16 protein-coding genes and 1 pseudogene are annotated in these 23878 nt (G+C 44.5%); 6 read left to right on the top strand and 11 right to left on the bottom strand.

Annotated elements, in window-relative coordinates; translation table 11 throughout:
• From VR7878_RS10005 to gyrA, 3 genes and pseudogenes are all read right to left on the bottom strand, one after another.
• A pseudogene (locus tag VR7878_RS10005) lies at window positions 1–86 on the bottom strand (IS200/IS605 family transposase); the annotation flags it as partial.
• 201 nt (window positions 87–287) lie between these two features.
• Window positions 288–416: a 3-demethylubiquinone-9 3-methyltransferase gene (locus tag VR7878_RS21240; protein WP_205409447.1), complete on the bottom strand. Its 129-nt coding sequence runs from the start codon at window positions 414–416 to the stop codon at window positions 288–290.
• 306 nt (window positions 417–722) lie between these two features.
• Window positions 723–3485 (bottom strand): DNA topoisomerase (ATP-hydrolyzing) subunit A, encoded by a 2763-nt coding sequence (gyrA, locus tag VR7878_RS10000; protein ID WP_077335782.1) that lies wholly within the window; start codon window positions 3483–3485, stop codon window positions 723–725.
• A gap of 383 nt (window positions 3486–3868) precedes the next feature.
• Here gyrA and ubiG point away from each other — a divergent pair, with 383 nt between their 5' ends.
• The 4 genes from ubiG to yfaE all read left to right on the top strand — a co-directional run bounded on the left by ubiG (window position 3869) and on the right by yfaE (window position 8798).
• On the top strand, window positions 3869–4576 hold the full coding sequence (gene ubiG / locus VR7878_RS09995) for a bifunctional 2-polyprenyl-6-hydroxyphenol methylase/3-demethylubiquinol 3-O-methyltransferase UbiG (protein ID WP_077335780.1): 708 nt from the start codon (window positions 3869–3871) through the stop codon (window positions 4574–4576).
• Between the two features lie 425 nt (window positions 4577–5001).
• On the top strand, window positions 5002–7293 hold the full coding sequence (nrdA, locus tag VR7878_RS09990; protein ID WP_077335778.1) for a class 1a ribonucleoside-diphosphate reductase subunit alpha: 2292 nt from the start codon (window positions 5002–5004) through the stop codon (window positions 7291–7293).
• 87 nt (window positions 7294–7380) lie between these two features.
• Window positions 7381–8514 (top strand): class Ia ribonucleoside-diphosphate reductase subunit beta, encoded by a 1134-nt coding sequence (gene nrdB / locus VR7878_RS09985; protein WP_077335776.1) that lies wholly within the window; start codon window positions 7381–7383, stop codon window positions 8512–8514.
• Window positions 8515–8516: 2 nt separating this feature from the next.
• Entirely contained in the window at window positions 8517–8798 is a 282-nt protein-coding gene (gene yfaE, locus VR7878_RS09980; RefSeq protein ID WP_077335774.1) for a class I ribonucleotide reductase maintenance protein YfaE, read from the top strand.
• A gap of 64 nt (window positions 8799–8862) precedes the next feature.
• Here the strand turns inward: yfaE and VR7878_RS09975 are convergent, their stop codons facing one another.
• The gene (locus VR7878_RS09975) at window positions 8863–9141 is read right to left on the bottom strand and encodes a 30S ribosomal protein S6 modification protein (RefSeq protein WP_077335772.1); all 279 of its coding nucleotides are present in this window, start codon (window positions 9139–9141) and stop codon (window positions 8863–8865) included.
• Between the two features lie 277 nt (window positions 9142–9418).
• Window positions 9419–10654 (bottom strand): CinA family nicotinamide mononucleotide deamidase-related protein, encoded by a 1236-nt coding sequence (locus VR7878_RS09970; protein ID WP_077335770.1) that lies wholly within the window; start codon window positions 10652–10654, stop codon window positions 9419–9421.
• A 291-nt stretch (window positions 10655–10945) separates the two neighbouring features.
• Between VR7878_RS09970 and VR7878_RS09965 the strand changes: the two genes are divergently transcribed.
• Window positions 10946–11488: a glycine cleavage system transcriptional repressor gene (locus tag VR7878_RS09965; RefSeq protein ID WP_077335768.1), complete on the top strand. Its 543-nt coding sequence runs from the start codon at window positions 10946–10948 to the stop codon at window positions 11486–11488.
• A 220-nt stretch (window positions 11489–11708) separates the two neighbouring features.
• Entirely contained in the window at window positions 11709–13316 is a 1608-nt protein-coding gene (locus tag VR7878_RS09960; protein WP_077335766.1) for a methyl-accepting chemotaxis protein, read from the top strand.
• A gap of 91 nt (window positions 13317–13407) precedes the next feature.
• On the opposite strand, the gene nspC is transcribed toward VR7878_RS09960, so the two are convergent.
• The 6 genes from nspC to VR7878_RS09925 form a co-directional block, all read right to left on the bottom strand.
• Entirely contained in the window at window positions 13408–14541 is a 1134-nt protein-coding gene (gene nspC / locus VR7878_RS09955; protein ID WP_077335764.1) for a carboxynorspermidine decarboxylase, read from the bottom strand.
• Between the two features lie 192 nt (window positions 14542–14733).
• The gene (locus VR7878_RS09950) at window positions 14734–15978 is read right to left on the bottom strand and encodes a carboxynorspermidine synthase (RefSeq protein WP_077335762.1); all 1245 of its coding nucleotides are present in this window, start codon (window positions 15976–15978) and stop codon (window positions 14734–14736) included.
• Window positions 15979–15994: 16 nt separating this feature from the next.
• Window positions 15995–18883, bottom strand: coding sequence for a pyridoxal phosphate-dependent class III aminotransferase (locus tag VR7878_RS09945; RefSeq protein ID WP_077335796.1), 2889 nt, complete (start codon window positions 18881–18883; stop codon window positions 15995–15997).
• Window positions 18884–19393: 510 nt separating this feature from the next.
• Window positions 19394–20569, bottom strand: coding sequence for a Na+/H+ antiporter NhaA (nhaA, locus tag VR7878_RS09935; RefSeq protein WP_077335758.1), 1176 nt, complete (start codon window positions 20567–20569; stop codon window positions 19394–19396).
• A 146-nt stretch (window positions 20570–20715) separates the two neighbouring features.
• Window positions 20716–23169, bottom strand: coding sequence for an ABC transporter permease (locus tag VR7878_RS09930; RefSeq protein ID WP_077335756.1), 2454 nt, complete (start codon window positions 23167–23169; stop codon window positions 20716–20718).
• Window positions 23150–23821 carry an ABC transporter ATP-binding protein gene (locus tag VR7878_RS09925; protein ID WP_077335754.1) on the bottom strand — a complete coding sequence of 224 codons (672 nt, stop codon included), beginning with the start codon at window positions 23819–23821 and terminating at the stop codon, window positions 23150–23152. The genes VR7878_RS09930 and VR7878_RS09925 overlap by 20 nt, the downstream gene beginning before the upstream one ends.
• Between the last annotated feature and the right edge of the window lie 57 nt (window positions 23822–23878).

Genomic DNA, 23878 nt, shown 5'->3' with positions numbered 1-23878 from the left:
AACACTTGCCTTCTATATTTCGGTGCAAAGACTATGTGGTATTTACAGTTCCAGCGCGTGTGCGCTAAGCTCTTTTCGTCCCCCATTGGGACCCCCTTTCAATTCTTAATTAACTCTTGTAGTTGCCAGACCACAAGACGTTTTTATCAAATTGAAAGGGGTTATATAACTGACTTATAGCTGTAAGCTTTACGGAACCCCCAGCCTAGCTGGGGGTTTTCTCTATACAAAAAACCCGATAATCTGTTGATTCATCGGGTTTCTTTATATCTATGAGCCGCTACCTGTTAATGCGTCTGCGATTTTTTCCACATGATCAGCTCGATCCAAACTCTTTCAATCTGCTCCAGCTCCTCATCAGTCAAAAGTGATAATGTCGAAGACGTATTTGGAAATGCATACGCGTGCTGCGCCATAATCTGCTGGTAGAAATCTTTCTTCAACTGAGTTACTTGAGAGTCCACTGCATCTATCCATTATCGGTAACAAGTGAAAAAATTTTATCATTTTCTCATTTATTGTCCTATGAAAGTTCAATTAATGGAATCATTATCACACTTAATGTTACTTTTTTTTGCTAGGAGCAATTGAGTAACTTGTTAATTTCATTGTTAATTACGATGTCAACCCCACACAAAATCCAATCACAAACTTGTCAATCAGATAAAAAAACCGGGCAAATCGCCCGGTTTGATGAGAACTATCGCTGATATTAGTGAAAACTAATCATTATCAGACGAGTCCTGTTCATCTGAATTATTATCCTCGTCATTTGAAGCCTCATCGTTTGAAGCCTCATCATTTGAAGGTAATACATCTGACGGAGAAGGCTGTTCCTCAGCCGTACCGTCTGTCGGTTCATCTTCAGACTCGATAACGATGTCTTCCACTTCTTCGATTCGTTGTAAGCCGACAACCTTCTCATCCTCTGACGTACGAATCAAAGTAACACCCTGAGTATTACGACCAACCTGACTCACTTCTCCGACACGGGTCCGGACTAATGTTCCGGCATTGGTGATCATCATAAATTCATCACCGCTGTCTACCTGTACGGCTCCGACAACACAACCATTACGCTCAGAGACTTTGATTGAAACAACCCCCTGAGTACCACGACCTTTCGTTGGGTATTCAGACAGGCTGGTGCGCTTACCATAACCATTCTCAGTGACTGTGAGTACATTACCATCGGTCTTCGGTACAATTAACGATACCACCTGATCACCATCAGCCAGTTTCATGCCTCGCACACCAGATGCAGTACGCCCCATTGGTCTTACGCCTTTGAATTTGATCTCCGGCTGGCCATTTTCATCCAGCACTGGTTGACCATTTTCATCCACGACAGCGATTTCTTCGGCTTCTTTAAAGCGAACGACTTTACCGAATTTAGAGAACAACATAATCTCATTGTTCCCATCAGTAATATCGACACCGATCAATGAATCGTCATCACGCAAGTTTACTGCTATCAAACCGTTGGAACGGACATTCGCAAACTGATCAAGCGGTGTTTTCTTCACCGTACCGTCACCGGTCGCCATAAAGATAAACTTATCTTCCGCGTACTCAGCAACCCGAAGAATCGCAGTAATCCGTTCATTTTCTTCCAGAGGAAGAATGTTATTGATTGGTTTGCCTCGAGCAGTTCGAGTCGCATGAGGTAACTGATACACCTTCAGACGATAAGCCTTACCGCGTGTTGAGAAGCACAGAATATTATCGTGTGTATTCGCCACTAACAGACGTTCGATATAATCTTCATCTTTCATCTTCGTGGCACTTTTACCCTTACCACCGCGACGCTGTGACTCATAGTCACTCAGTGACTGATACTTTACATATCTTTCATGCGATAAGGTTACGACAACATCTTCACGCGCAATCAGCTCTTCCAGATCAATATCATGTGAGGCTGCGGTAATTTCAGTCAGACGCTTATCACCGAAGCCGTTTCTGACAGCTTCCAGCTCTTCCCGGATGACTTCCATGAGCCGTTCTGTACTGGAAAGAATCAACATTAATTCAGCGATTTCATCCAATAAGGCTTTGTACTCATCCAGAATCTTTTCATGCTCAAGCCCAGTGAGTCGATGTAATCTCAACTCAAGAATTGCTTGTGCCTGCTGTTCTGTGAGGAAATATTGACCGTCACGAATACCATATTGCGGCTCCAGCCAGTCAGGTCGTGCAGTATCGACCCCCGCACGTTCCAGCATCGCTGCAACATTGCCCAGAGACCAACCACGCGCCAATAGCCCCGCTTTTGCTTCTGCCGGTGTCGGTGCACGACGAATCAGTTCAATGATCTCATCAATATTCGCCAGTGCAAGCGCCAAACCTTCAAGGATATGGGCACGATCCCGTGCTTTGCGTAATTCGAAAATAGTACGACGGGTGACCACTTCACGGCGGTGATCAACAAAACATTTTAGCAGTTCTTTCAGGTTAAACAGTTTTGGCTGCCCGTTATCAAGTGCAACCATATTAATGCCGAAAGTTGTTTGCAACTGAGTCTGTGAATACAGATTGTTCAGTACAACTTCTCCGACAGCATCACGCTTACACTCGATGACAATCCGCATCCCGTCTTTATCAGACTCATCGCGTAGTGCACTGATACCTTCGACTTTTTTATCTTTGACCAGCTCCGCAATCTTCTCGATCAGACGCGCTTTATTCACCTGATAAGGAATTTCAGTAACAACAATGGTTTCTCGGCCATTCTTATCAGTTTCAATATCGGCTTTTGAACGCAGATAGATTTTTCCCCGTCCGGTCTTATAGGCATCAATGATACCTTTCCGTCCGCTAATCATGGCAGCGGTAGGAAAATCAGGACCCGGAATGTACTCGATCAATTCATCAATCGTAATATCTTCATTATCAATGAAAGCAAGGCATCCATCGATAACTTCCCCTAAATTATGGGGCGGGATGTTGGTCGCCATACCAACTGCAATTCCTGAAGAACCATTGACCAACAGATTAGGTACTTTTGTTGGTAATACGGCTGGAATTTGCTCGGTATCATCGTAGTTTGAGACGTAATCAACGGTTTCTTTATCCAGATCGGCAAGCAATTCGTGGGCAATTTTTGCCATCCGAACTTCGGTATAACGCATTGCTGCCGCAGAATCACCATCAATAGAGCCAAAGTTTCCCTGACCATCGACCAGCATATAACGAAGTGAAAACGATTGTGCCATCCGTACAATCGTGTCATAGACCGCACTATCACCATGGGGGTGATACTTACCAATCACATCTCCGACAACACGAGCCGATTTTTTATAGGGCTTATTCCAATCATTCCCCAACACGCTCATTGCGTACAGTACTCGCCGATGCACAGGTTTAAGTCCGTCACGTGCATCAGGAAGTGCCCGACCTACAATGACTGACATTGCATAGTCGAGGTATGAACCTTTCAGCTCATCTTCTATACTGACAGGCGTGATCTCTTTAGCTAGATCGCTCATAGAGCCATTGTCCCTCTATAGTTTGATCGTATATTCGATACGTATAAGACCGGAAAATATAACACAGGTTTTGCTACTTCGGCATTACTTTCCCTCTCCTTTTCTCAGCTTGTCACACTGGTCGCAGATTAACTGCTTATATTTTACTCATTTCTTCAAGAGTCATTGATTCACCAGTGCATTTTTTCGACGCATCACACAATCAAGTTTTGATAGTCGTCACTGTATTCGCGGGTCAAAATAAATTGACTAGGTGAATAGATTGTAAATATTTCTTGTTTCAGAGCCTGAAACTTTCGGGGGCATTGCATTTCTGTATAATACAACCAGCGAAACGGTACATCGCGTTTACGACAATGTAGATATCAACAACGGATCTGAAAATGACAACACAGAATGTGGACCCGAAAGAAATTCAAAAGTTTGAACACATGGCTTCCCGATGGTGGGATCTGGAAGGAGAGTTTAAACCCCTGCATCAAATCAACCCGCTCCGGCTGGATTATGTCTTACAGCAATCAAACGGACTATTCGGCAAACAAGTTCTGGACGTCGGATGCGGCGGCGGTATTCTCGCTGAAAGTATGGCACGTGAGGGCGCAACAGTGACGGGTCTTGATATGGGGAAAGAACCGTTGGAAGTCGCGCGGCGTCATGCATTGGAAAACCACTTACAAATCGATTATGTTCAGCGCACGATTGAAGAACACGTACAATCGCATCCGGCCACTTATGATGTCGTCACATGTATGGAGATGCTTGAACATGTCCCTGAGCCTCAATCGATTATTCAGTCGTGTGCCCGGCTGGTTAAACCCGGTGGACATGTGTTCTTTTCGACACTGAACCGGAACCTAAAGTCCTATCTGTTTGCCATTGTCGGTGCAGAAAAGTTGCTGAAGATTGTCCCGGACGGCACCCATGACCATGAAAAATTCATCCGCCCTTCCGAATTATTCCGGATGATTGATCAAACGCAGCTTCAAGGCCGGGGAATCACCGGACTACACTACAACCCCGTGACTCAAACCTATCGCCTCGGCCATCGGGTTGATGTCAATTATATTGTGCATACAGTATTGCCTGAATGATGTCATTTCAATCCCTGATAACAAGTGCGTGTATGGCTTTCCATGCACAACTTTTACACATATTGATGAAATTAACACCAGATATTTGATCTGATCATTTATCTCTAAAGATCAAGCTGTTTTTTTTTCATTTTAGTGGAACTTCACTCAAATAAATATTACTTGTTTTCGCCATTCTCTTGTCAAAACAGGTTCTCAGTAAGCAGCTACTAACAAAAAAATTTCATGCGGTGGTTATCCACAAGATGTCCCCTGATGACAAACTTGAAATCAGCTCACAATAGCACTATCTTGTAATCCGCAAGGTACGAAGACCCTATATATTGTGTTTGACGCATAATGTTATTTATATCAGATAAGCAAGACCCTAAATCTAAAATAATTCATAGCCGGTCTTATCAGTTTTGTTAGGGAAATAAAGCAGAATGAACCAACAACTCACAGTTACGAAGCGCGATGGACGTAAAGAGCAAATCGATCTAGATAAGATCCATCGGGTTATCGCATGGGCAGCTGAAGGGCTGCACAATGTATCGGTTTCACAAGTTGAACTCCGAGCCCATATCCAGTTTTATGATGGCATTACCACTTCCGACATTCACGAGACGCTGATTAAATCCGCAGCTGACTTAATCTCTGAAGATTCTCCGGATTATCAATATCTTGCTGCCAGACTGGCGGTATTCCATCTGAGAAAAAAAGCATACGGTCAGTATGAACCACCCACCCTGTTCGACCATGTCACTAAATTGGTTGAGATGGGTAAATATGATCGTCATCTGATCGAAGACTATACACAAGCCGAGTGGATCGAACTGGGCAACTATATCGATCATCGCCGCGATCTGAACTTCTCTTATGCTGCAGTCAAGCAGTTAGAAGGTAAGTATTTCGTCCAAAACCGGGTTACCGGACAAATCTATGAAAGCGCACAATTTCTGTATATTCTGGTCGCAGCCTGCCTGTTTGCCAAATATCCTCAGGAGACCCGACTGAGCTATGTCAAACGTTTCTACGATGCGACCTCACAGTTTCAGATCTCTTTACCGACTCCGATTATGTCGGGAGTCCGTACACCGACGCGCCAGTTCAGCTCTTGCGTATTGATCGAATGCGGTGACAGTCTCGACTCAATCAATGCAACAGCAAGTTCTATTGTCCGTTACGTTTCACAGCGTGCAGGTATTGGTATCAACGCTGGTCGTATTCGTGCCCTCGGTTCTGAAATCCGTGGCGGAGAAGCATTTCACACCGGTTGTATCCCTTTTTATAAATACTTCCAAACTGCTGTCAAATGTTGCTCTCAAGGGGGCGTTCGCGGTGGTGCAGCGACCGTCTTTTATCCGCTGTGGCATCGTGAAGCACAGTCGCTGCTGGTGCTCAAAAATAACCGTGGCGTAGAAGAAAACCGAGTCCGCCATATGGACTATGGTGTACAGCTCAACAAATTAATGTATACACGTCTGGTTCAGGGCGGCAACATCTCTCTGTTCTCGCCTTCTGATGTGCCGGGACTCTATGATGCCTTCTTCCAAGATCAGGCAGAATTTGAACGTTTGTATACCCAGTACGAAAATGACACGTCGATTAAGAGAGAAACCGTCAAAGCAGTTGAGCTATTCACACTGTTGATGCAAGAACGGGCGTCCACCGGACGGATTTATATCCAAAACGTCGATCACTGCAACACGCATAGCCCGTTTGATGCAAGTGTCGCTCCGGTTCGCCAGTCGAATCTGTGTCTTGAAATTGCGCTGCCAACCAAGCCGTTGAACAACGTTGAAGATGAAGAAGGCGAAATCGCACTGTGTACGCTGTCAGCATTCAATTTAGGCGCAATTCAGTCTCTGGATGACTTTGAAGGTCTGTCAGACCTTGTTGTACGCGCACTGGATGCCCTGCTTGACTATCAGGATTATCCACTCCCTGCCGCACGTAAAGCAACCATGAACCGTCGGACACTGGGTGTTGGTGTGATCAACTATGCTTACTATCTGGCAAAACATGGCGTCAAATATTCAGACGGGAGTGCCAATGCCCTCACTCACCGCACTTTTGAAGCCATGCAATATTATTTGTTAAAAGCATCGATGAATCTGGCAAAAGAGCAAGGTCGCTGCCCTGCCTTTAATGAAACCAACTATGCGAAAGGCCTGATGCCGATTGATACTTACAAAAAGGATATCGATCAACTGTGTGCAGAGCCGCTGCATTATGATTGGGATCAACTTCGTGCCGATGTTATGGAATATGGTTTGAGAAACTCGACGCTGACTGCTCTGATGCCTTCAGAAACATCCTCTCAGATTTCCAATGCAACCAATGGGATTGAGCCACCTCGCGGCTATATTTCAGTCAAAGCGTCGAAAGACGGTATTTTGAAGCAGGTTGTTCCTGAGTTTATCGAGTTGAAATCGAACTACGAGCTCCTGTGGAATATTGGTTCGAATGAAGGTTATCTGCATCTTGTCAGTATCATGCAGAAATTTATCGACCAATCTATTTCTGCCAATACAAACTATGATCCGACTCGTTACGACAGTGGCAGAGTTCCGATGAAGCAACTGCTTCAAGATCTGCTGACAGCTTACAAATTTGGTGTGAAAACTCTGTATTATCATAATACGAGAGATGGCGCGAAAGATGACCAGAAAGATGTCACCTCATCAATAATCGCTGAAGATGATGATTGTGCCGGTGGCGCTTGTAAGATTTAACGCATACCTTACAGACTTTTTCTCTGTCAACATATACCAATTTTACACCCTCTCTTAAATGAGAGGGTGAAACAGATTGAGGCAACTATGGCTTACAGCACTTTTACACAAAAAAAGAATAACCAGCTCAAAGAACCGATGTTTCTTGGTCAGCCTGTAAACGTGGCGCGTTATGACCAACAAAAATATGAGATCTTCGAAAAATTAATCGAGAAACAGCTCTCTTTCTTCTGGCGTCCAGAAGAAGTTGATGTATCGACGGATCGCATTAACTACAACAACCTGCCGGATCATGAAAAACATATTTTCATCTCCAATCTGAAATATCAAACCCTGCTTGATTCTATTCAGGGACGGAGTCCAAACGTTGCGCTGCTGCCTTTGGTATCACTCCCTGAATTAGAAACATGGATTGAAACGTGGTCTTTCTCTGAAACGATTCACTCCCGCTCATACACGCATATTATCCGTAATATCGTCAATGACCCGGCAGCCGTTTTCGATGATATCGTTGAAAATGAACATATCATCAAACGTGCCGGTGATATTGCCCACTATTATGATGAACTGATCAAACTGACCAACGACTATCATCGTTATGGCGAAGGCAAACACGTGATTAATAATCAGACTGTGGTTGTCAGTCTCAATGAGTTAAAGAAAAAGCTCTATTTGTGTCTGATGTCAGTTAACGCACTTGAAGCGATCCGTTTCTATGTCAGCTTTGCCTGCTCTTTTGCCTTTGCTGAACGGGAACTCATGGAAGGTAATGCTAAAATTATCAAGCTGATTGCTCGTGATGAGGCACTGCATCTGACCGGCACACAGCATATGCTCAATCTGCTGCGCAATGGCCAGGATGATTTCTCATTCATTCAAATTGCAGAAGAGTGCAAGCAAGAATGTTTTGACCTGTTTAAAACCGCAGCCGAGCAAGAAAAAGAATGGGCAGAGTATCTGTTTAAAGATGGCTCAATGATTGGCCTGAACAAAGATATTCTCTGTCAATATGTCGAATATATAACCAACATCCGTATGCAGGCCGTCGGGCTGGAAGTGGCTTATCCGAGCGCTGTCAATAACCCGATTCCTTGGATTAATGCCTGGTTGTCTTCAGACAATGTTCAGGTTGCTCCTCAGGAAGCAGAGATCAGCTCCTATCTGGTCGGCCAGATTGATAATCAAGTCAACCTTGATGACTTTGAAGGGTTTGAGCTGTAATTATGCCGACCATCAAAATCAATCAGACGCTCTCAATCGAATCCAACGGCTCCGAGACATTACTGGAAACGATGGAAAACGCAGGGCTGAATGTTGAATATAATTGCAGAGACGGGCACTGTGGTGCCTGTCGATGTAAATTATCTGCTGGGGAAGTTGAGTATGTGGGATTTGCGATTGCGTATACACAATCTGATGAGATCTTACCTTGTATTTGCCGGGCAAGTGGTCAACAAATAGAACTTCAGGATGTGCATTACGCGCATAAAGTGAAGCGAGCCTAGCCGGTTACCATCAAATCAACACTTATCTGATATTTGTCACACGGCTATGGCTGATTCTTAGTCGTTATAGCCGTGCCTCTGTTTTCCCGGCTGCACCAAACCGTTGTGCTTTACCCAATAACTGATCAGCAGTCAGCATTGATATTGCTTTATCGGCTATTTTCCGTCCATCATCCCCAAACAATGAGATATGATAGCCCAAATCGCTCATCAGGTCGTTTTCCGTCGGTGTATCTAACCAAAGTGAAACCAGTTGATCCCTCATATCCTGATATGCTTCCCCCAAAACAACTTGTTGACTTGCAACTTTATACCAAACAAGAATCTTTGAATGACTCTGCATGTCAGCCTCCTGCCGTATCCAATTCCACGAGATTTCAGTTTAGCGTGAACAAGGCACTCTTGGGTATAGCCATTTTTGAGGGAATAAGGAAACACTTAAGAAATCATTGAATTAAACATTAGACAATTTACGCATAAAGAATAATCAGATTTTCTTTGAAATTATAAGGTGGCAATTCAAAGTATTACCCTCCCTGATTTAGTATGAGGTAATACTAAACACACCGGAGCAAAACAGCACTCCGGCATATAATCAATTGATTTATAATGAAATTAATTTATAAGGATGTTGCCGGAATATAAATCTGTTTCTCCGACAACGTTGATGAGTACTTACCAAAAACGGGTTTTGAAGAGAGATAACGCAATAACATATCAGCGGCAATCGTGCCGATTAAAATTTTCCGCTCATCCGCGCGATAATCCCGTTTGAATTTGAGCTGCTGTGCCCACTCCCCTTCAGAAGAAGATAACGCCAGCGTAAAGCCATCCTCGCGAAACTCTCCCGTGACGAGAGCCAGTTCCGTTTCACTCTTCTCTTTCGTTGCACTGGCTAGTGCCAATACAGCAGAAACCGGATCCTGAGCGGACATCTTCTCAGAAACTTTCGGACTCAGTACCCAGCTACTTCCACATTGTTCAAAAATCGCATCATCACTGAACAACCAGTCCACCAACCAACCTCGGGTTGACTGCTCAGCAATTGCCAGTGTTTTACCGCTTTCATGCATCACTTGTGAAAGTTGCGCCAGCATCGGCTGATCAATACTGACAGTCCATTCGGAGACGTGGGTAAAAATTTCTTCCATCAACCGGTACATTTCATTGTCCTGCCCCGCAGGTCCGAACAATTTGACTTCGATAAAAGGCAGGTAAGCGCGGAAACCCAACTGGTACTCGTCAGGCAGTTCAACCTGTTGAAGCAAGTCTTCTAAAACAGACTCAGACGACCCCAAAGTGTATAAACGATGGCAAGCTAAATCGGAGACATCCGGAAACTGTCGGTTTAAATCCGGCAGCACTTGTTCACTGATCATTTTTTGAAATTCTGACGGGACGCCGGGAGTGAAGTAACAAAGGCAACTATGTATTTCAACTTTAAACCCACAAGCAGTACCAACCGGGTTGTCTAACAGGGTTGCATGTTCCGGTAACATCGCTTGCTTGATATTACTATCAGACATCACCAGATTACGCTGAGCGAAACGAGCTTTCATCTTTTCAAGCCAGTCGGGAAACAACGTCAACTGCTGTTCAGCCGCTTCAGCGGCCACTTCAGCGGAAAGATCGTCGCTGGTCGGCCCTAAACCCCCGTTGACGATCAAAACATCTGAATTTAAAGCGAGCATGAGAATTTCATCACGCAACACCTGACGGTTATCGCCAGCGGTTGAACGCTTTGTCAGTGGATAGCCTTGTTCAAAAAAGAGACTGGATAACCATGCTGCATTCGTATCTTGAATATCACCATGAAGCACTTCTTCACCGGTACTAAGCATCGCAACTTTTAGCATAACCAAAACCTTTTATTCAGTCCAAAACCCCTAGGCACGAAAGCGGATTTGACCTTATTCTCCGCCCCAGAGACTTACGTTGTTACATCATACAATACACGAGAGGAAAAAACTTGTTATTCTCCGTCTCATTTGCTTTGATTTCAAGCTGATAGAAGTTTAGCCATCCATTCGTTCTCAATCGAACGAAAGATCAGATCCAACTAACAAAACTGTAAAACATTCAGCTAATCACACCACCTCAGCCTAAAATAATAGTATCAGCCAGTAAACTTGGTAAGGAGAAAACGGATGACCCACCTATTTATTGTCAGCTTCATCGGTGATGCTTCACCAGCGGATATCCATCATCTAGCCGCAATTACCCATGAAAACGGAGGGCAATGGATAACAAGTAAAATTAATTATTTAGAAAATCGTGTCGCAGCATTAATCAAAATTTCAGCCCCTGAAGAGACCGAAATGTATATCAAAGATGCTTTTCTGTCACAGCCAAACCTATCAACAATAATTACCGATAGTAAGGCTCACGATACGGAGCAGAAAAAAGAATATAATTTGAGAATAGACGCGAACGATAGAGCGGGCATCGTTAATGAAATCACTCACCTGCTTGATAGCCAACGAATTAGAGTATTAGATATGAATTGTCAACGCATATTTATTTCCGACAGTCATGGGGTCAATTCCAGCTTATTCACGGCACATATTTCCCTCCGCTTGCCAGAGACATTATTAATTGATGACATCATTAGTGAACTGGAATCGCTGAGCGAAGACACCCAAGTCATGATTGACAGTTCATCAATGCGTCAATCTGGTACAACAATATAAATATATAAATGGATAAAAATATTGATTCTTATGTTAAGAAATGACAACTATGTCGCAAAAAACAATATTGTCAGTTACATATTTATATGATCTAATCAGCAAAATAACTGCTTGTTATTGCGGACATACTTGTATGGACCATTATGAAATATAATAGTGGATAATATTGTTGAAATAATAATATACAAGCACCTTTTGTAGATGCTTCGAGGTAAACGTCATGTCAATGCTAAGAAATATGAAAGTCAGCCGAAAGCTAGCCTGTCTCGTGTTAGTCGCTATTGTCGGTTTTGTTATATTACTCATAATTGCAAATCAAACATTAGAAAGGAACTTACTCACTGAAAAAAAACAACGTCTTTCCGCTGTCATTGAATCCGTTATTTCTCAGATTGCTTACCTCGACCAAACTCTCCCAAAAGAAGAAGCTCAAAAACAAGCAAAATTATTACTGAATGCGACTCGGTTTGACGGAGATAATTATCTATTTACATTAAATAAGTCACGTTATGTCATTGTTCATCCAATTAAACCAGAGTTGGATGGTAAGCAAATGGGACAAGCCGATAACCCTGATGATCAACGCTGGTTTGATTTTGTTGAGGCCGGCCAGAAAAAAGGCGGCGGCATGGTTCTTTACAGCTTCCAAGGCGAAGATGGAAAATTCAGTGATAAACTTTCCTACCTGAATATTTATGAGCCTTGGGGATGGATTATCGGTTCAGGAATGCTCGTTGCTGATATTGACCATGAAAAATCCGCATTATTAATCAAAATGGGGCTATCCACACTCCTGATTGTCGCAGGGATGATTTTACTCGGAACCGTCATTTCCCGGGCAATTATTATTCCGTTGGAGCAAATCAAAAATACAATGCATCATATTGTGAATGGCGATATGACCGTTGAAATTCCAATTATGGGCAAAGATGAAATCGGTGTGCTTGCCCAACGGATTAATGAGAGTATCAGTTCGATTCGGACCGCTTTATATGAGTCTGTCAAATCAGCAAAACAACTGTCTGAAGCAGCCAATCGAATTGCCAACTCTGCTGAAGATACCAGCCAAGCGGTCAGTTCTCAGAAAGATCAGCTCACCCAAATCGCCACCGCAATGAATGAGATGAGTGCAACTGTCGCAGAGGTTGCCAACCATGCAGAATCAACTGCCAAAGACACTGCGGAAGCAAGTCAAGAAGCCGGACTTGGCGATCAGGATGTCGCCTCAAGCGTTGAGAGTATCAAGTCATTATCTCAAGAACTGGAAGTTGCTTCTGATCGGGTCAATAAACTTAAAGAAGGCGTGATGGAAATCAGTGAAGTCACTTCGGTGATTAGCGGAATTTCCGAGCAAACCAATCTACTGGCGCTAAACGCTGCGATAGAAGCTGCTCGTGCCGGAGAACAAGGACGTGGGTTCGCAGTCGTTGCCGATGAAGTGCGTAATTTGGCCAGCCGCACGAACCAATCCACAGAAGAGATTCAGAGCACCATTAATCGGCTGCAACAACTGGCAGTCAGCACGGCTGATGCGATGCAGAAAAGTCAGGATCTGGCTTACAATAGCGTCCAGTGTGCGGAAGGCTCCGGTAGCGACCTAAAATTAATTGTTACTCATATCCAGCATATCAGTGATAAATCAGCACAGATTGCCACGGCTGCCGAAGAGCAAAGTGCTGTTGCTGAAGAGATGAACCGTAATATTTCCGGCATCAACGATGCTGCACAGGAAATGTCAGACTCAGCAACGACACTCGCCAAAGAAAGTGAACGTTTAGCCAGCATGTCTCAACAATTAGATGACAAACTGATGATGTTTAAACTGTAGGCGCCCTTTCACAACGCCACAAAAAAATCCCCCACGATTATATCAATCACTGGGGGATTTTTTATATCATCGGATATTTCAATTGTCCGTCTTACTGTACAGACCACTGAGATAATGAACGTTTAAAATCAGTGTAATCAAACTCATTGAGTTTTTGTACTTCACCATTGCTCCGTTCACAATAGACAGAAGGCATCCGCAGCCCGTTAAACCAGTTGAGTTTCACCATGGTATACCCTGCACTATCCATTAAGTGGAGCTTTTGGCCAATCTCAAGCGGCTGATCGAATTTTGCGATACAAAATTGATCCCCAGCCAAGCATGAACAAGAACCAATGACATATTCATGTTCGCCATTTTGACTGCTCTCGTAGACTGAAGCCGGCTCATTGTAGATTAAGGTATCCAAACGATGTGCTTCTGTTGCAGAATCCACAATCGCAGTTTTCATCTCATTCTCAACGATATCGACAACAGACACGACCAGATCAGTTGTACGAGTAATAATGGCTTCACCCGGTTCAAGATATAAATGAACATTGTGTTTTTCAGCAAATGCTTTTAAAGCCATCCCCAGTTTCTTAACATCATATCCCGGCCAAGTAAAGAATACGCCACCGCCAAGACTGACCCAATCGAGCTGATCCAGATAAGTACCGAACTGTGTTGAAATTGACTCTAAAAGGCGGATAAATGCATCAACATCTTTATTTTCACAGTTCATGTGGAACATGACACCATCAATAGACTCAAACACACTCGAATCCAGATGATCCGCCTGAACGCCCAATCGGGAGAACTGACGAGCCGGATTTGCTAAATCCTGACCGGCATAACTCACTCCGGGATTCAAACGCAGCCCTAACGATACCTTTCCTTCTACCAAATGACGATACGCCGCTAATTGTGACTGTGAATTAAAAATCATTTTATCGCAGATATCTGCGACTGCTTTGACATCATCTTCACTATAACCAACGCTATAAGCATGTGTCTCACCACCGAATGTCTCATGACCCAGCCTCACTTCATAAGGACCAGAGCTTGTTGTACCATCCAGATAGGGTTTGATGATGTCAAATACTCCCCATGTGGAAAAACACTTGAGGGCAAGCACTAATTTCACACCGGAAATATCTTTAAGCTGTTTGGCGATTTCAAGATTGTGAATCAATTTAGACTCATCAATCATAAAATAAGGTGTTTTTAATTCACTTTTTTGCATGACTCACTTACCGATTACTCATGGTTACCATGTACACAGGTGAAGGTCCTTGCTCAACGACACCATCGCGCCACTCAGCATTGATGAAGAACCACATCCCGTACGGTGACAGGTTAAAAAACAGCCATAGCATCACATGCTACGGCTGTTTGATATGGATTATTATCGTCAGTACGACGAACAAAATATCAATTATTTCAGGATTTGGATATCAGGCTGACCGACTTCGAGCTCTTGCATATCCCAATTCAACCCAATACTTGGCATAGTCTCGAGGAACGGATCCGGATCCAACTGTTCCATATTGAAAACACCGGGCTCAGCCCACTGTTTACGGAAGAACTGAATCGCCGCTGTAATGGCAGGAACACCGGTTGTATAAGAAATCGCCTGATGCTCAACATCATGATAAGCAACTTCATGGTCTGCGATGTTATAGAGGAAAACACTCCGCGCTTTGCCGTCTTTTTGCCCTTGAACCCAAGTCCCGATACAGGTTTTCCCCGTATAACCGGGAGCCAAAGATGTCGGATCCGGTAACAGTGCTTTGAGAACATGCAGTGGCTGGACTTCCCTGCCATCAGGTAATGTCAGTGGGTCAGGACTTAATAAACCGATATCTCGCATCACATTAAAGTAATTCAGATAACGATCGCCGAATCCCATCCAAAACTCGATTCGTTTTGCCGGAATAAATTCTTTCATCGAACGCACTTCATCGTGAGCCATGGAGTAAACTTTATGTTTACCGACGACTGGAAAATCAAACTCATGCATTCGAGTATGACAACCGACCTGTTTCCATTCGTTGTCATCCCAGTAAAATGAATCGCCCTGAATTTCTAACATATTGGTTTCAGGATCGAAATTGGTCGCAAATTTCTTCCCGTGATCGCCGGCATTGACATCCATGACGTCAATGCTGTCAATCTCATCAAACAGATGTTTGACCGCATAAGCGGCAAAAATACTGACCACACCGGGATCGAAACCAGCTCCGAGAATACCGGTGATACCAGCGTCTTTAAACTTGTCACGATATTCCCATTGCCAATCGTAGGCTTCAGGTACCTGTTGACCTTCAGAACAGAGATCAACCGCAACAGAAGTATCCAAATAGGAAACTTTCGCCCGATAACAGGCTTCCATAACATGGATGTTGACCCACGGGGGGCCAACATTGATCACTAAATCAGGCTGAACCTCGTGAATTAACGCGACTAAAGCATCAATATCATCTGCGTTAACTTCACGAGCTTCTAACTTCTTTTGCGAGTTCTTCAGGTTTCCTTTACGACGTACAGATTCAATAATCTTTTCGCACTTTGCAAGTGTTCGGGATGCAATCGTAATATCACCTAAAATATCGTTGTTCTGAGCTGCCTTATGTGCGACAACCCAACCAACACCTCCTGCTCCAATTTGTAAAATTGACATAGTCCTATTACCTTAATTATCCGACTAGTTCATGAGTTAGCTGTGTAATTTTCTCCATTAACGATTCAAAATCGCTGATGTCTAAACATGGATTCAAAATGGTCAGTTTTAAAGCCGTTTGGCCATTCACCACCGTTTCACCAAGTACGGCAATCCCGCGAGTCAACGCTTCAATACGTACTTGCTGATTCAACTTATCGAGATCAGTGACCGCTGGGTGTACAGCACGGAATAAAACCGTAGATAATGATGGCTGAGATAACAATTCATATCCGGCAGCATTATCAATTAACTGCGCGACCTGTTGTGTCTGTTGGATTAAGTGATCGTACATTTCTCCCAACGCGACCGGTCCGACACTTTGCATCGTCATATAGACTTTCAATGCGTCAAAACGTCTGGTTGTTGACAGTGACTTATCCACCAGATTCGGCAATGTGTCATGTTCTCTGTTCAAATAATCAGCATGATGCAGCAGATATTTCAAATCGGCCTTATTGTTAACCAGAAATGCACCACAACTGATTGTTTGATAAAACAGTTTATGAAAATCGACTGTAATCGAACGAGCGCGTTCAATCCCATTTAAACGATCCGCATGGCGACTCAGGATTAGCGCACCACCGTAGGCACTATCAACATGCATCCATAAGTCATGCTGCTCAGCGACGTCTGCAATGGTATTTAAATCGTCAATTGCACCGTGATCAGTCGTTCCTGCCGTACCGACCACCGCAAACGGAATCAAACCTTCAGCCTTAGCCTGTTCAACGACACCCGCAAGCTGAGTGGCATCCATCGTTCCGTTCGGCAGAGAATCAACCGTCAATACGGCTTTTTCCCCTAACCCCATCCAAGATGCAGCCTTTTGCACCGTGAAGTGCGCATTCTTAGAACAGACAATCCGCAATTTATCGGCATAGCCCGGCAAGCCCAGTTTCTGAATCGAGTGACTGCTTAGCTTATCCGCAATCCAGTCACGTGCTAATTGCAAGCCCATTTGGTTACTTTGCGTACCGCCACTGGTAAAGACACCGTCAGATGACTCACCTAAGCGGAACTTAGTACACATCCAATCGATCACGCACTGTTCAACATAAGTTGCCGCAGATGACTGATCCCATGAGTCCATTGACTGATTCAATGCACCGATCATCGACTCCGCTGCAACAGAGGCTAACAGCGGTGGCGTATGTAAATGTGCAATACAGTTCGGGTGCTGAACAATGATCGAGTTCGCACCGACTAATTGTGCCGTATCGGAAATCACATCGGTCAGCAACGCATTTTTATGATCTAAATCGACCGCATAAATCGCCTGTTCCAACTGTGAAGGTTCCATACCGGAATAAGGCGCCTGAACCGCTTCAAAAATTGATTTCATCGCAGCGGTAGTGTGATTCATGACTTTGGTAAATTGCTCGCTGCCCTGATGTCCGGTCTGAATAAAATGCTTCTTCCATTCAGCCTGAGAAGGTGCTTCAGGTGACTTCTCACCACCACCTGCCACTAAAATGGCCTCTTCTAAAACACGCAGCGCAAAATCAATCTGTTCGTAAGAGATAATAATCGGTGGCAGAAAACGAATCACCGAACCTTCACGGCCGCCTTTTTCAACCATCAGGCCTCTTTCCAAAGCCGCGCGCTGGATTCTCAGCGTCAATGCGCCATCAGCTTTCGGTTCGCCAAATTTATTCAGACCGCCTTGAGGATCTTTGATCTCAACGCCCAGCATCAAGCCTTTACCACGAACTTCGGCAATACAGTTGACCCGGCTTTGGATTTTCTCCAGTCCCATCCGTAAATATTGGCCGGCAATATTGGCATGCTCGACTAAGTTATCACGCTGAATGATTTCGAGCGCCTTAGCACCGGAGACCATTGCCAACTGGTTACCACGGAATGTACCGGTATGCTCACCGGCACGCCATGTATCGACTTCTTTTTTGAACACTAACAGCGACATTGGCAATCCACCACCAATGGCTTTAGACAGACACAGAATATCCGGGACAATGCCTGCTTCTTCAAACGCAAAGTTATAACCAGTTTTGCCGACACCGCACTGAACTTCATCAAAAATCAGTAAAATACCGTGCTCATCGCAAATACGACGAAGTTCACGTAACCAGAATGCAGGAGCAGGAATAACGCCGCCTTCCCCTTGAACCGGTTCAACAATAATCCCGGCCGGCTTCATGATCCCCGCTTCATCGTCGCCTAACAGACGTTCGATGTAACGAATGCTGGCACGGGCGCCTTCTTCCCCGCCCAAACCAAACGGACAGCGAATGTTATAAGGAAACGGCATAAAATGAACATCAGACATCAAACCGGTTCGACGGGCTTTGGTATTTAAGTTCCCCATCATCCCCATCGTACCGTTCGTCATACCATGGTATGCACCACGGAATGCAAACATGGTATTACGACCTGTTGTCTGTTTGGCAAGCTTAATCGCAGCTTCTACGGCATCAGCACCGGAAGGGCCACAAAACTGAATCGCACAGTTCGAAGCTAGCTCTTCAGGAAGGAATGCCCGAACCTGCTTAATGAAATGATCTTTGGTTGGTGTGGTCATATCAAGCGTCTGGTAAGGCAGTCCTGAATCTAACTGCTCTTTTAACGCCTGATTGATTTCCGGATGATTATATCCAAGCACTAAAGTCCCGGCACCGGCAAGACAATCGAGAAAGACCTGACCCCGTGTATCTTCAACCAGCAGGCCATAAGCTTGTTTGATCGCGATTGGCAAACGACGGGGATACGAACGGACTTCAGATTCGTACTTTTCTTGATCTAAAAGTACCTGATCCGGTGTTAAATCATAAACACCTTTTACGTCAGGTATTTGTGATGAAAAAACTGGTGAAAGATTTTGATTGACTTCAAAGGCAGTACTCATCTGCGCCCCCTCAGGAAAAACGCCCATCATTAAGGAATAAAAATATCAATAATAAGGATGGGTAATAGCAACCGGCCTCTCACATCATCTGGACAAACGGATATATACGCCAGACGCGTTTAGAGACACAATAAATAAAGTGGAAAATCAGCGATTGCTGGGTATCAAGGTTCAGTAATGCTACTGTCTTGTTGGACAGGGCACTGAGGAAGAACAAAGCTGATTAATGAAGATAAAATATATGGTTTCAATGTTGGGTTTCCCATTTCGATGCCGCTCCCACGACTAGAGTATCCCGTCTATCAACAAAAGGACTTGCTGATACCTACCCTACGTAATGACACAATCAGCCTGAATGTTCACTACGCGTATCCCCCAGAAAGTGATATTCACTCCGAGATTGTCGCGAAATCTAACATATAACGGACACGGGTTGCAATTATTTTCTCTGAACGATTCCATAAAAAAATACGAGGACAAAAGCCCTCGTATTTCACCGCTATTTGTTCATTAAATTTCGTCGGAGATAGCAGCTTTTGCATTTTTTTCTGCCGGCAAAGCAAGTCGCAATAAAACATATCCGAGTATTGCTGCAATCGTTGACCCCATCAGGATTCCTAACCTTGCATAAGTATCTAATGCTTCAGCAATTTCACCAAACGCCAGCGAAGAAATAAAGATCGACATTGTAAAACCAATACCACACAGCACAGACACCGCAAAGATTTGTTTCAGTTGCACGCCTCGCGGTAATTTTGCCACGCCTAATTTCAGCGCACCATAGCAGAAACTGAACACACCGAGCGGTTTACCAAGCAAGAGTCCTAACGCCACTCCGACAGGAACCGGATTGCTCAGTACCTCGTTTGAAATTGCGTCCATCGGAATGCCTGCATTGGCAAACGCAAAGATAGGCAAAATAATGAAAGAGACATAGGGATGCAACCAGTGTTCCAGTTGCTTTAACGGCGATGAGTGTACATCTTTTCCTTTCAGAGGAATCGAGAACCCAAGCACAACCCCGGCAAGCGTGGCGTGAACACCGGATTTGAGCACAGCAACCCAGAGAATCGCGCCAATAATCAGATAGGGTGTCAGACTGGTAACCCGTTTATAGCTCATCAGAATCAGAATTGCTGTCATCGCTAAGCCGACAGAGAGTGCCAGTGCAGAGAGATCACTATTATAGAACAGTGCAATAATGACAATGACGCCCAAATCATCAATAATCGCCAGAGCCAGTAAAAAGACCTTCAAACTGGCCGGTACCCGGCTTTCCAATAGCGCCATAATCCCTAAAGCAAACGCAATATCAGTCGCAGCAGGAATCGCCCAGCCTTGAACAGCCAAGGCATCACCCTGGTTAAAGAAAACATAAATTAAGGCAGGAACGAGCATACCACCGACAGCACCGATCGCAGGAAACATCGCTGTTTCTTTTTTCTTCAGAGCACCGATAAACAGTTCTCGTTTAACTTCCAGTCCAATCAGCAGGAAAAACACTGCCATAAGTCCGTCATTTATCCAGTGACGCAGTGATAGACCAACCAACTTTATATGTAAAACTTCCTCATACAACCCTTGTAGTGACGAGTTTGCGACCCACATTGCTAAAATAGAGGCGAATATCAGCATCACCCCACTGCTTGATTCCATGCTAAAGAATTTCCGGATCATTTGCGTCATTCGAAGGCTCCTGATTCAAACTATTTTTTGAAACATACATATAACGATTTTAACAATCAATTTGAATATATAAAAATCGATTCTAATGATAGTTCACTTCGGAAAAAACGAAGGAAATAACAGAGGAAAAGATGACCACTTAAAGATTATAGAGAATCTCTAAAAGATTGAATGGGAGAACGTAGCGTTAATTTAATGACGGGAATTGCTCCGGCAATCACCAGAGCAGCAATTGACCATAATGCCGTAGACAGATAGCCGGAATACATAAAATAGAGTTGTACAGACCAACCAAACGTCTGGCGAATCACCATATCCATCACCAACACTGACAAACTAATGCCGAGCGGAATCGCAATCAACAAAGAAATAACCCCGAAAGTCGAGAGCTGTAAACTGCCGATAATAATCAGTTCTTTGCCGGATACGCCAAGATAACGCATCAACGTCAGGTGTTTTCTCCTTGCCAACTCTCCGGAGAAGGTTGCAAAGAAAATTCCGATCACGGCAATCAGCAAGGTAATTTTACTGAGTTTATCTGCAATTGAAAAAGTCCGGTCAAACGTCCGCATGACGGCTTGATGAACGGTCCGGTGATTAAAAACCCGCTCGCTATCCAGATAAAAAGTATTCTGTAGCCGCTGCTTGAGACGATTTTCAGCATCGAGATCCGACGTTTTGGTCAGGACATTGAGAATAATATCCCCGTGTCCGGCAAATATTTGCTGCCAGGCAAGTTCAGAAATCAGCACCTGATAGAAAGGGTTACCATAATCATAATAGATACCGGCGACATACCAGCCTTTTCCCAGCGGAGGAGGCAGTGAAATTTGCTCGCCGGGCTGAATGTCCAGTTTCAAAGCCATAGACTCACTGATTAATACACTTTTGCTCCGGTGTAAATACTCCCAGAAATCCGGTACGGCAACCTTCATCGTTGTTGCCCCCAGCTCAATATCCGTTGCACCGGTACTCACCACCTGAATAAGCCCTTGTTCTGACGGGATATCACGTTCCCAACGCTTCCAGACAAAGTCCACCTCATCCTGCTGCTGTAACCAGCGCGACATATCTGCTTGAGATGACGGTGAAGCATATATATACAAATCAGCGGCTAATTTTTCATTGAGCCAATGATCCATGGTACCCCGGAAACTGCCGACTAAAGTCTCAATACCGATATTGGCAGTCAGCGCAATTAAGAATGCCATAGTCGCAATACCGCGATACCCCATACTTGCGGCAGCATCGGCAAAAAACCAGCGCTGTTTGACATCTTTGAGGCGATACGACAGCCAGTCACAGACTTTCCAGAACAGAAACGGGGTCATCAACCCGACACTAATCAAGATCAATGCCGGTACGACAAATCCAATCCACAACTGTTGCACAAACAGATAAATCAGAATGGCGGTCGCGAATAATAAAACCGCCGCAATCGCCTGACAGGCAAACTCGATCCCGGCAAAACGAATCAAAGATAGTTTAGCGGTTAAACGGATAGAGGGAGACTTCAATAGGCGAATCAATGGCCACAGACATGCAGCCAAAGCACCAAGTATTGCCATGACTAAACTGTACAGTCCCCAATGCCAGTTCCAGTCCACAAAGAAGCTTTCCGGTTCGCTCATCACGGTTGAATAGACGGACGGAATCAAACGATCCGCCAGCAACAGTCCCAACACGTTACCGGAAATCCAAGAAATCAGAATCAACAGACTAAGTTCGATCATCAGTGCCTGAGTCAGTTCGATACCAGACACACCAGCCTGACGCATCATCCCCACCAGCGGTTGACGCTGAATAAAAGAAAGCGATATCGCCTGATAGAAAATAAACAGCCCGACTAAGAAAGCCAACACCCCAATCACATCTAAATTGAGTAAAAATGCTTTGGTCAGCGAACCGATATCAGAGCGGTACTGGCGATTAATCGACAACGTTGGCGGCAATACCTGTTTTAATCGTTGTAACGTTTCGTTCGGCATTTCCCGGCAAGCAATGACAGATAAGGAATTCCTTCCCGTTAAAGCCCGCACCAACGACAGATTGGTCATGACCCGGTTGCCATAAACCCAATCATATTGATCTACAATCACCGGGCCGATATGCCCGCCGGATGCAAGAGTAATCCAGTCACCATTTTTTAATCGTTCATGTTTGGCAAATTCACGGCTGATGATTACCGAATGTGGCGCAATCAATAACGGTAGGATCGGTTGTTGCCAGAGAGACTGCTTTGACGAAACGACATTCGCCATACTGACCGGATCAATACCAATCACTGTCATCGTCTCTCCGCGCAGCGTTTCAGCTTTCAAATGGCTGAAAGGGACACATTGATGAAAGCCTGTCTGCTGTAAATGTTGATAGACTTGATATGGAATCTGATTTTCCAGAGAACGGGGGCGGATATGATACGGCAGTGGGTTCGCAAACAGTTTTTCACCATGGGCATAACTTTTACGGGCATGTTCCGTAATCGCAGTCACACCGATAAGAATCGAGACCCCTAATGTCAGCCCCAGCCAGACCAGTAAAATCTGTAATGGTGACCGACGATAGTGCCCCAGCAGTCCTTTAACTACGGGACACAACATGTAACTGCCCTCCCTGTAGACGAACACACCGTTCCATATGACTGGCCACTTTTTCACTATGGGTGACAAGCAACAGTGTATATTCAAGTCTACGGGACAAAGATGTCAGGAGCCGGAGTACCGCTTCTGCATTTTTTTCATCCAGACTCCCTGTCGGCTCATCAGCCAATAACAGTTTTGGCTCCATGTAGAGCGCTCTGGCAATTGCAGCACGTTGCTGCTGACCACCGGACACTTCTTCCGGATAGCGCCCGAGCAGCGGCATTAAATCAAGTGCGGATAAAATCTGACGCCACAATCCTTGATCTTCCGGGAGTCGGCGTAACTGACGACAGAAGCGAATATTATCGGCAATATTAAGGGTCGGCAGAAGATTAAACTGTTGGAAAACATGACCGATATGATGGCGACGATAAGCAGCACGATGATGTTCTGAAGCGCTGTGCATCGGAAAATTGGGAAACCAAATGTCACCGGAATCGACTTTATCAATCCCTGCGATCAGGTTCAAAAGCGTACTCTTACCAGAACCACTTTCTCCCATTAACGCAACCTGCTCACCGGATGTCAGTTTCAGATCTGCACCTTGTAAAATAGGGTGAAACTCCTCCCCATCTAAATAGCCTTTACACAGGTCTGTCAGTTCTAACATCTTACGGATCCACTCTCACACATCTCGGGGTGTGAATCTACACTAAAAACCATAACG

Source organism: Vibrio ruber DSM 16370, from assembly GCF_900163965.1.
Taxonomy (GTDB): domain Bacteria; phylum Pseudomonadota; class Gammaproteobacteria; order Enterobacterales; family Vibrionaceae; genus Vibrio; species Vibrio ruber.
Note: the sequence above shows the minus strand (reverse complement) of the source record. Positions and strands in the feature narration are given on the sequence as shown.

Coding starts and splice junctions, on each gene's coding strand:
- VR7878_RS21240 (WP_205409447.1), bottom strand. CDS start 416: ATGGCGCAGCACGCGTATGCATTTCCAAATACGTCTTCGACATTATCA.
- gyrA (WP_077335782.1), bottom strand. CDS start 3,485: ATGAGCGATCTAGCTAAAGAGATCACGCCTGTCAGTATAGAAGATGAG.
- ubiG (WP_077335780.1), top strand. CDS start 3,869: ATGACAACACAGAATGTGGACCCGAAAGAAATTCAAAAGTTTGAACAC.
- nrdA (WP_077335778.1), top strand. CDS start 5,002: ATGAACCAACAACTCACAGTTACGAAGCGCGATGGACGTAAAGAGCAA.
- nrdB (WP_077335776.1), top strand. CDS start 7,381: ATGGCTTACAGCACTTTTACACAAAAAAAGAATAACCAGCTCAAAGAA.
- yfaE (WP_077335774.1), top strand. CDS start 8,517: ATGCCGACCATCAAAATCAATCAGACGCTCTCAATCGAATCCAACGGC.
- VR7878_RS09975 (WP_077335772.1), bottom strand. CDS start 9,141: ATGCAGAGTCATTCAAAGATTCTTGTTTGGTATAAAGTTGCAAGTCAA.
- VR7878_RS09970 (WP_077335770.1), bottom strand. CDS start 10,654: ATGCTAAAAGTTGCGATGCTTAGTACCGGTGAAGAAGTGCTTCATGGT.
- VR7878_RS09965 (WP_077335768.1), top strand. CDS start 10,946: ATGACCCACCTATTTATTGTCAGCTTCATCGGTGATGCTTCACCAGCG.
- VR7878_RS09960 (WP_077335766.1), top strand. CDS start 11,709: ATGTCAATGCTAAGAAATATGAAAGTCAGCCGAAAGCTAGCCTGTCTC.
- nspC (WP_077335764.1), bottom strand. CDS start 14,541: ATGCAAAAAAGTGAATTAAAAACACCTTATTTTATGATTGATGAGTCT.
- VR7878_RS09950 (WP_077335762.1), bottom strand. CDS start 15,978: ATGTCAATTTTACAAATTGGAGCAGGAGGTGTTGGTTGGGTTGTCGCA.
- VR7878_RS09945 (WP_077335796.1), bottom strand. CDS start 18,883: ATGAGTACTGCCTTTGAAGTCAATCAAAATCTTTCACCAGTTTTTTCA.
- nhaA (WP_077335758.1), bottom strand. CDS start 20,569: ATGACGCAAATGATCCGGAAATTCTTTAGCATGGAATCAAGCAGTGGG.
- VR7878_RS09930 (WP_077335756.1), bottom strand. CDS start 23,169: ATGTTGTGTCCCGTAGTTAAAGGACTGCTGGGGCACTATCGTCGGTCA.
- VR7878_RS09925 (WP_077335754.1), bottom strand. CDS start 23,821: ATGTTAGAACTGACAGACCTGTGTAAAGGCTATTTAGATGGGGAGGAG.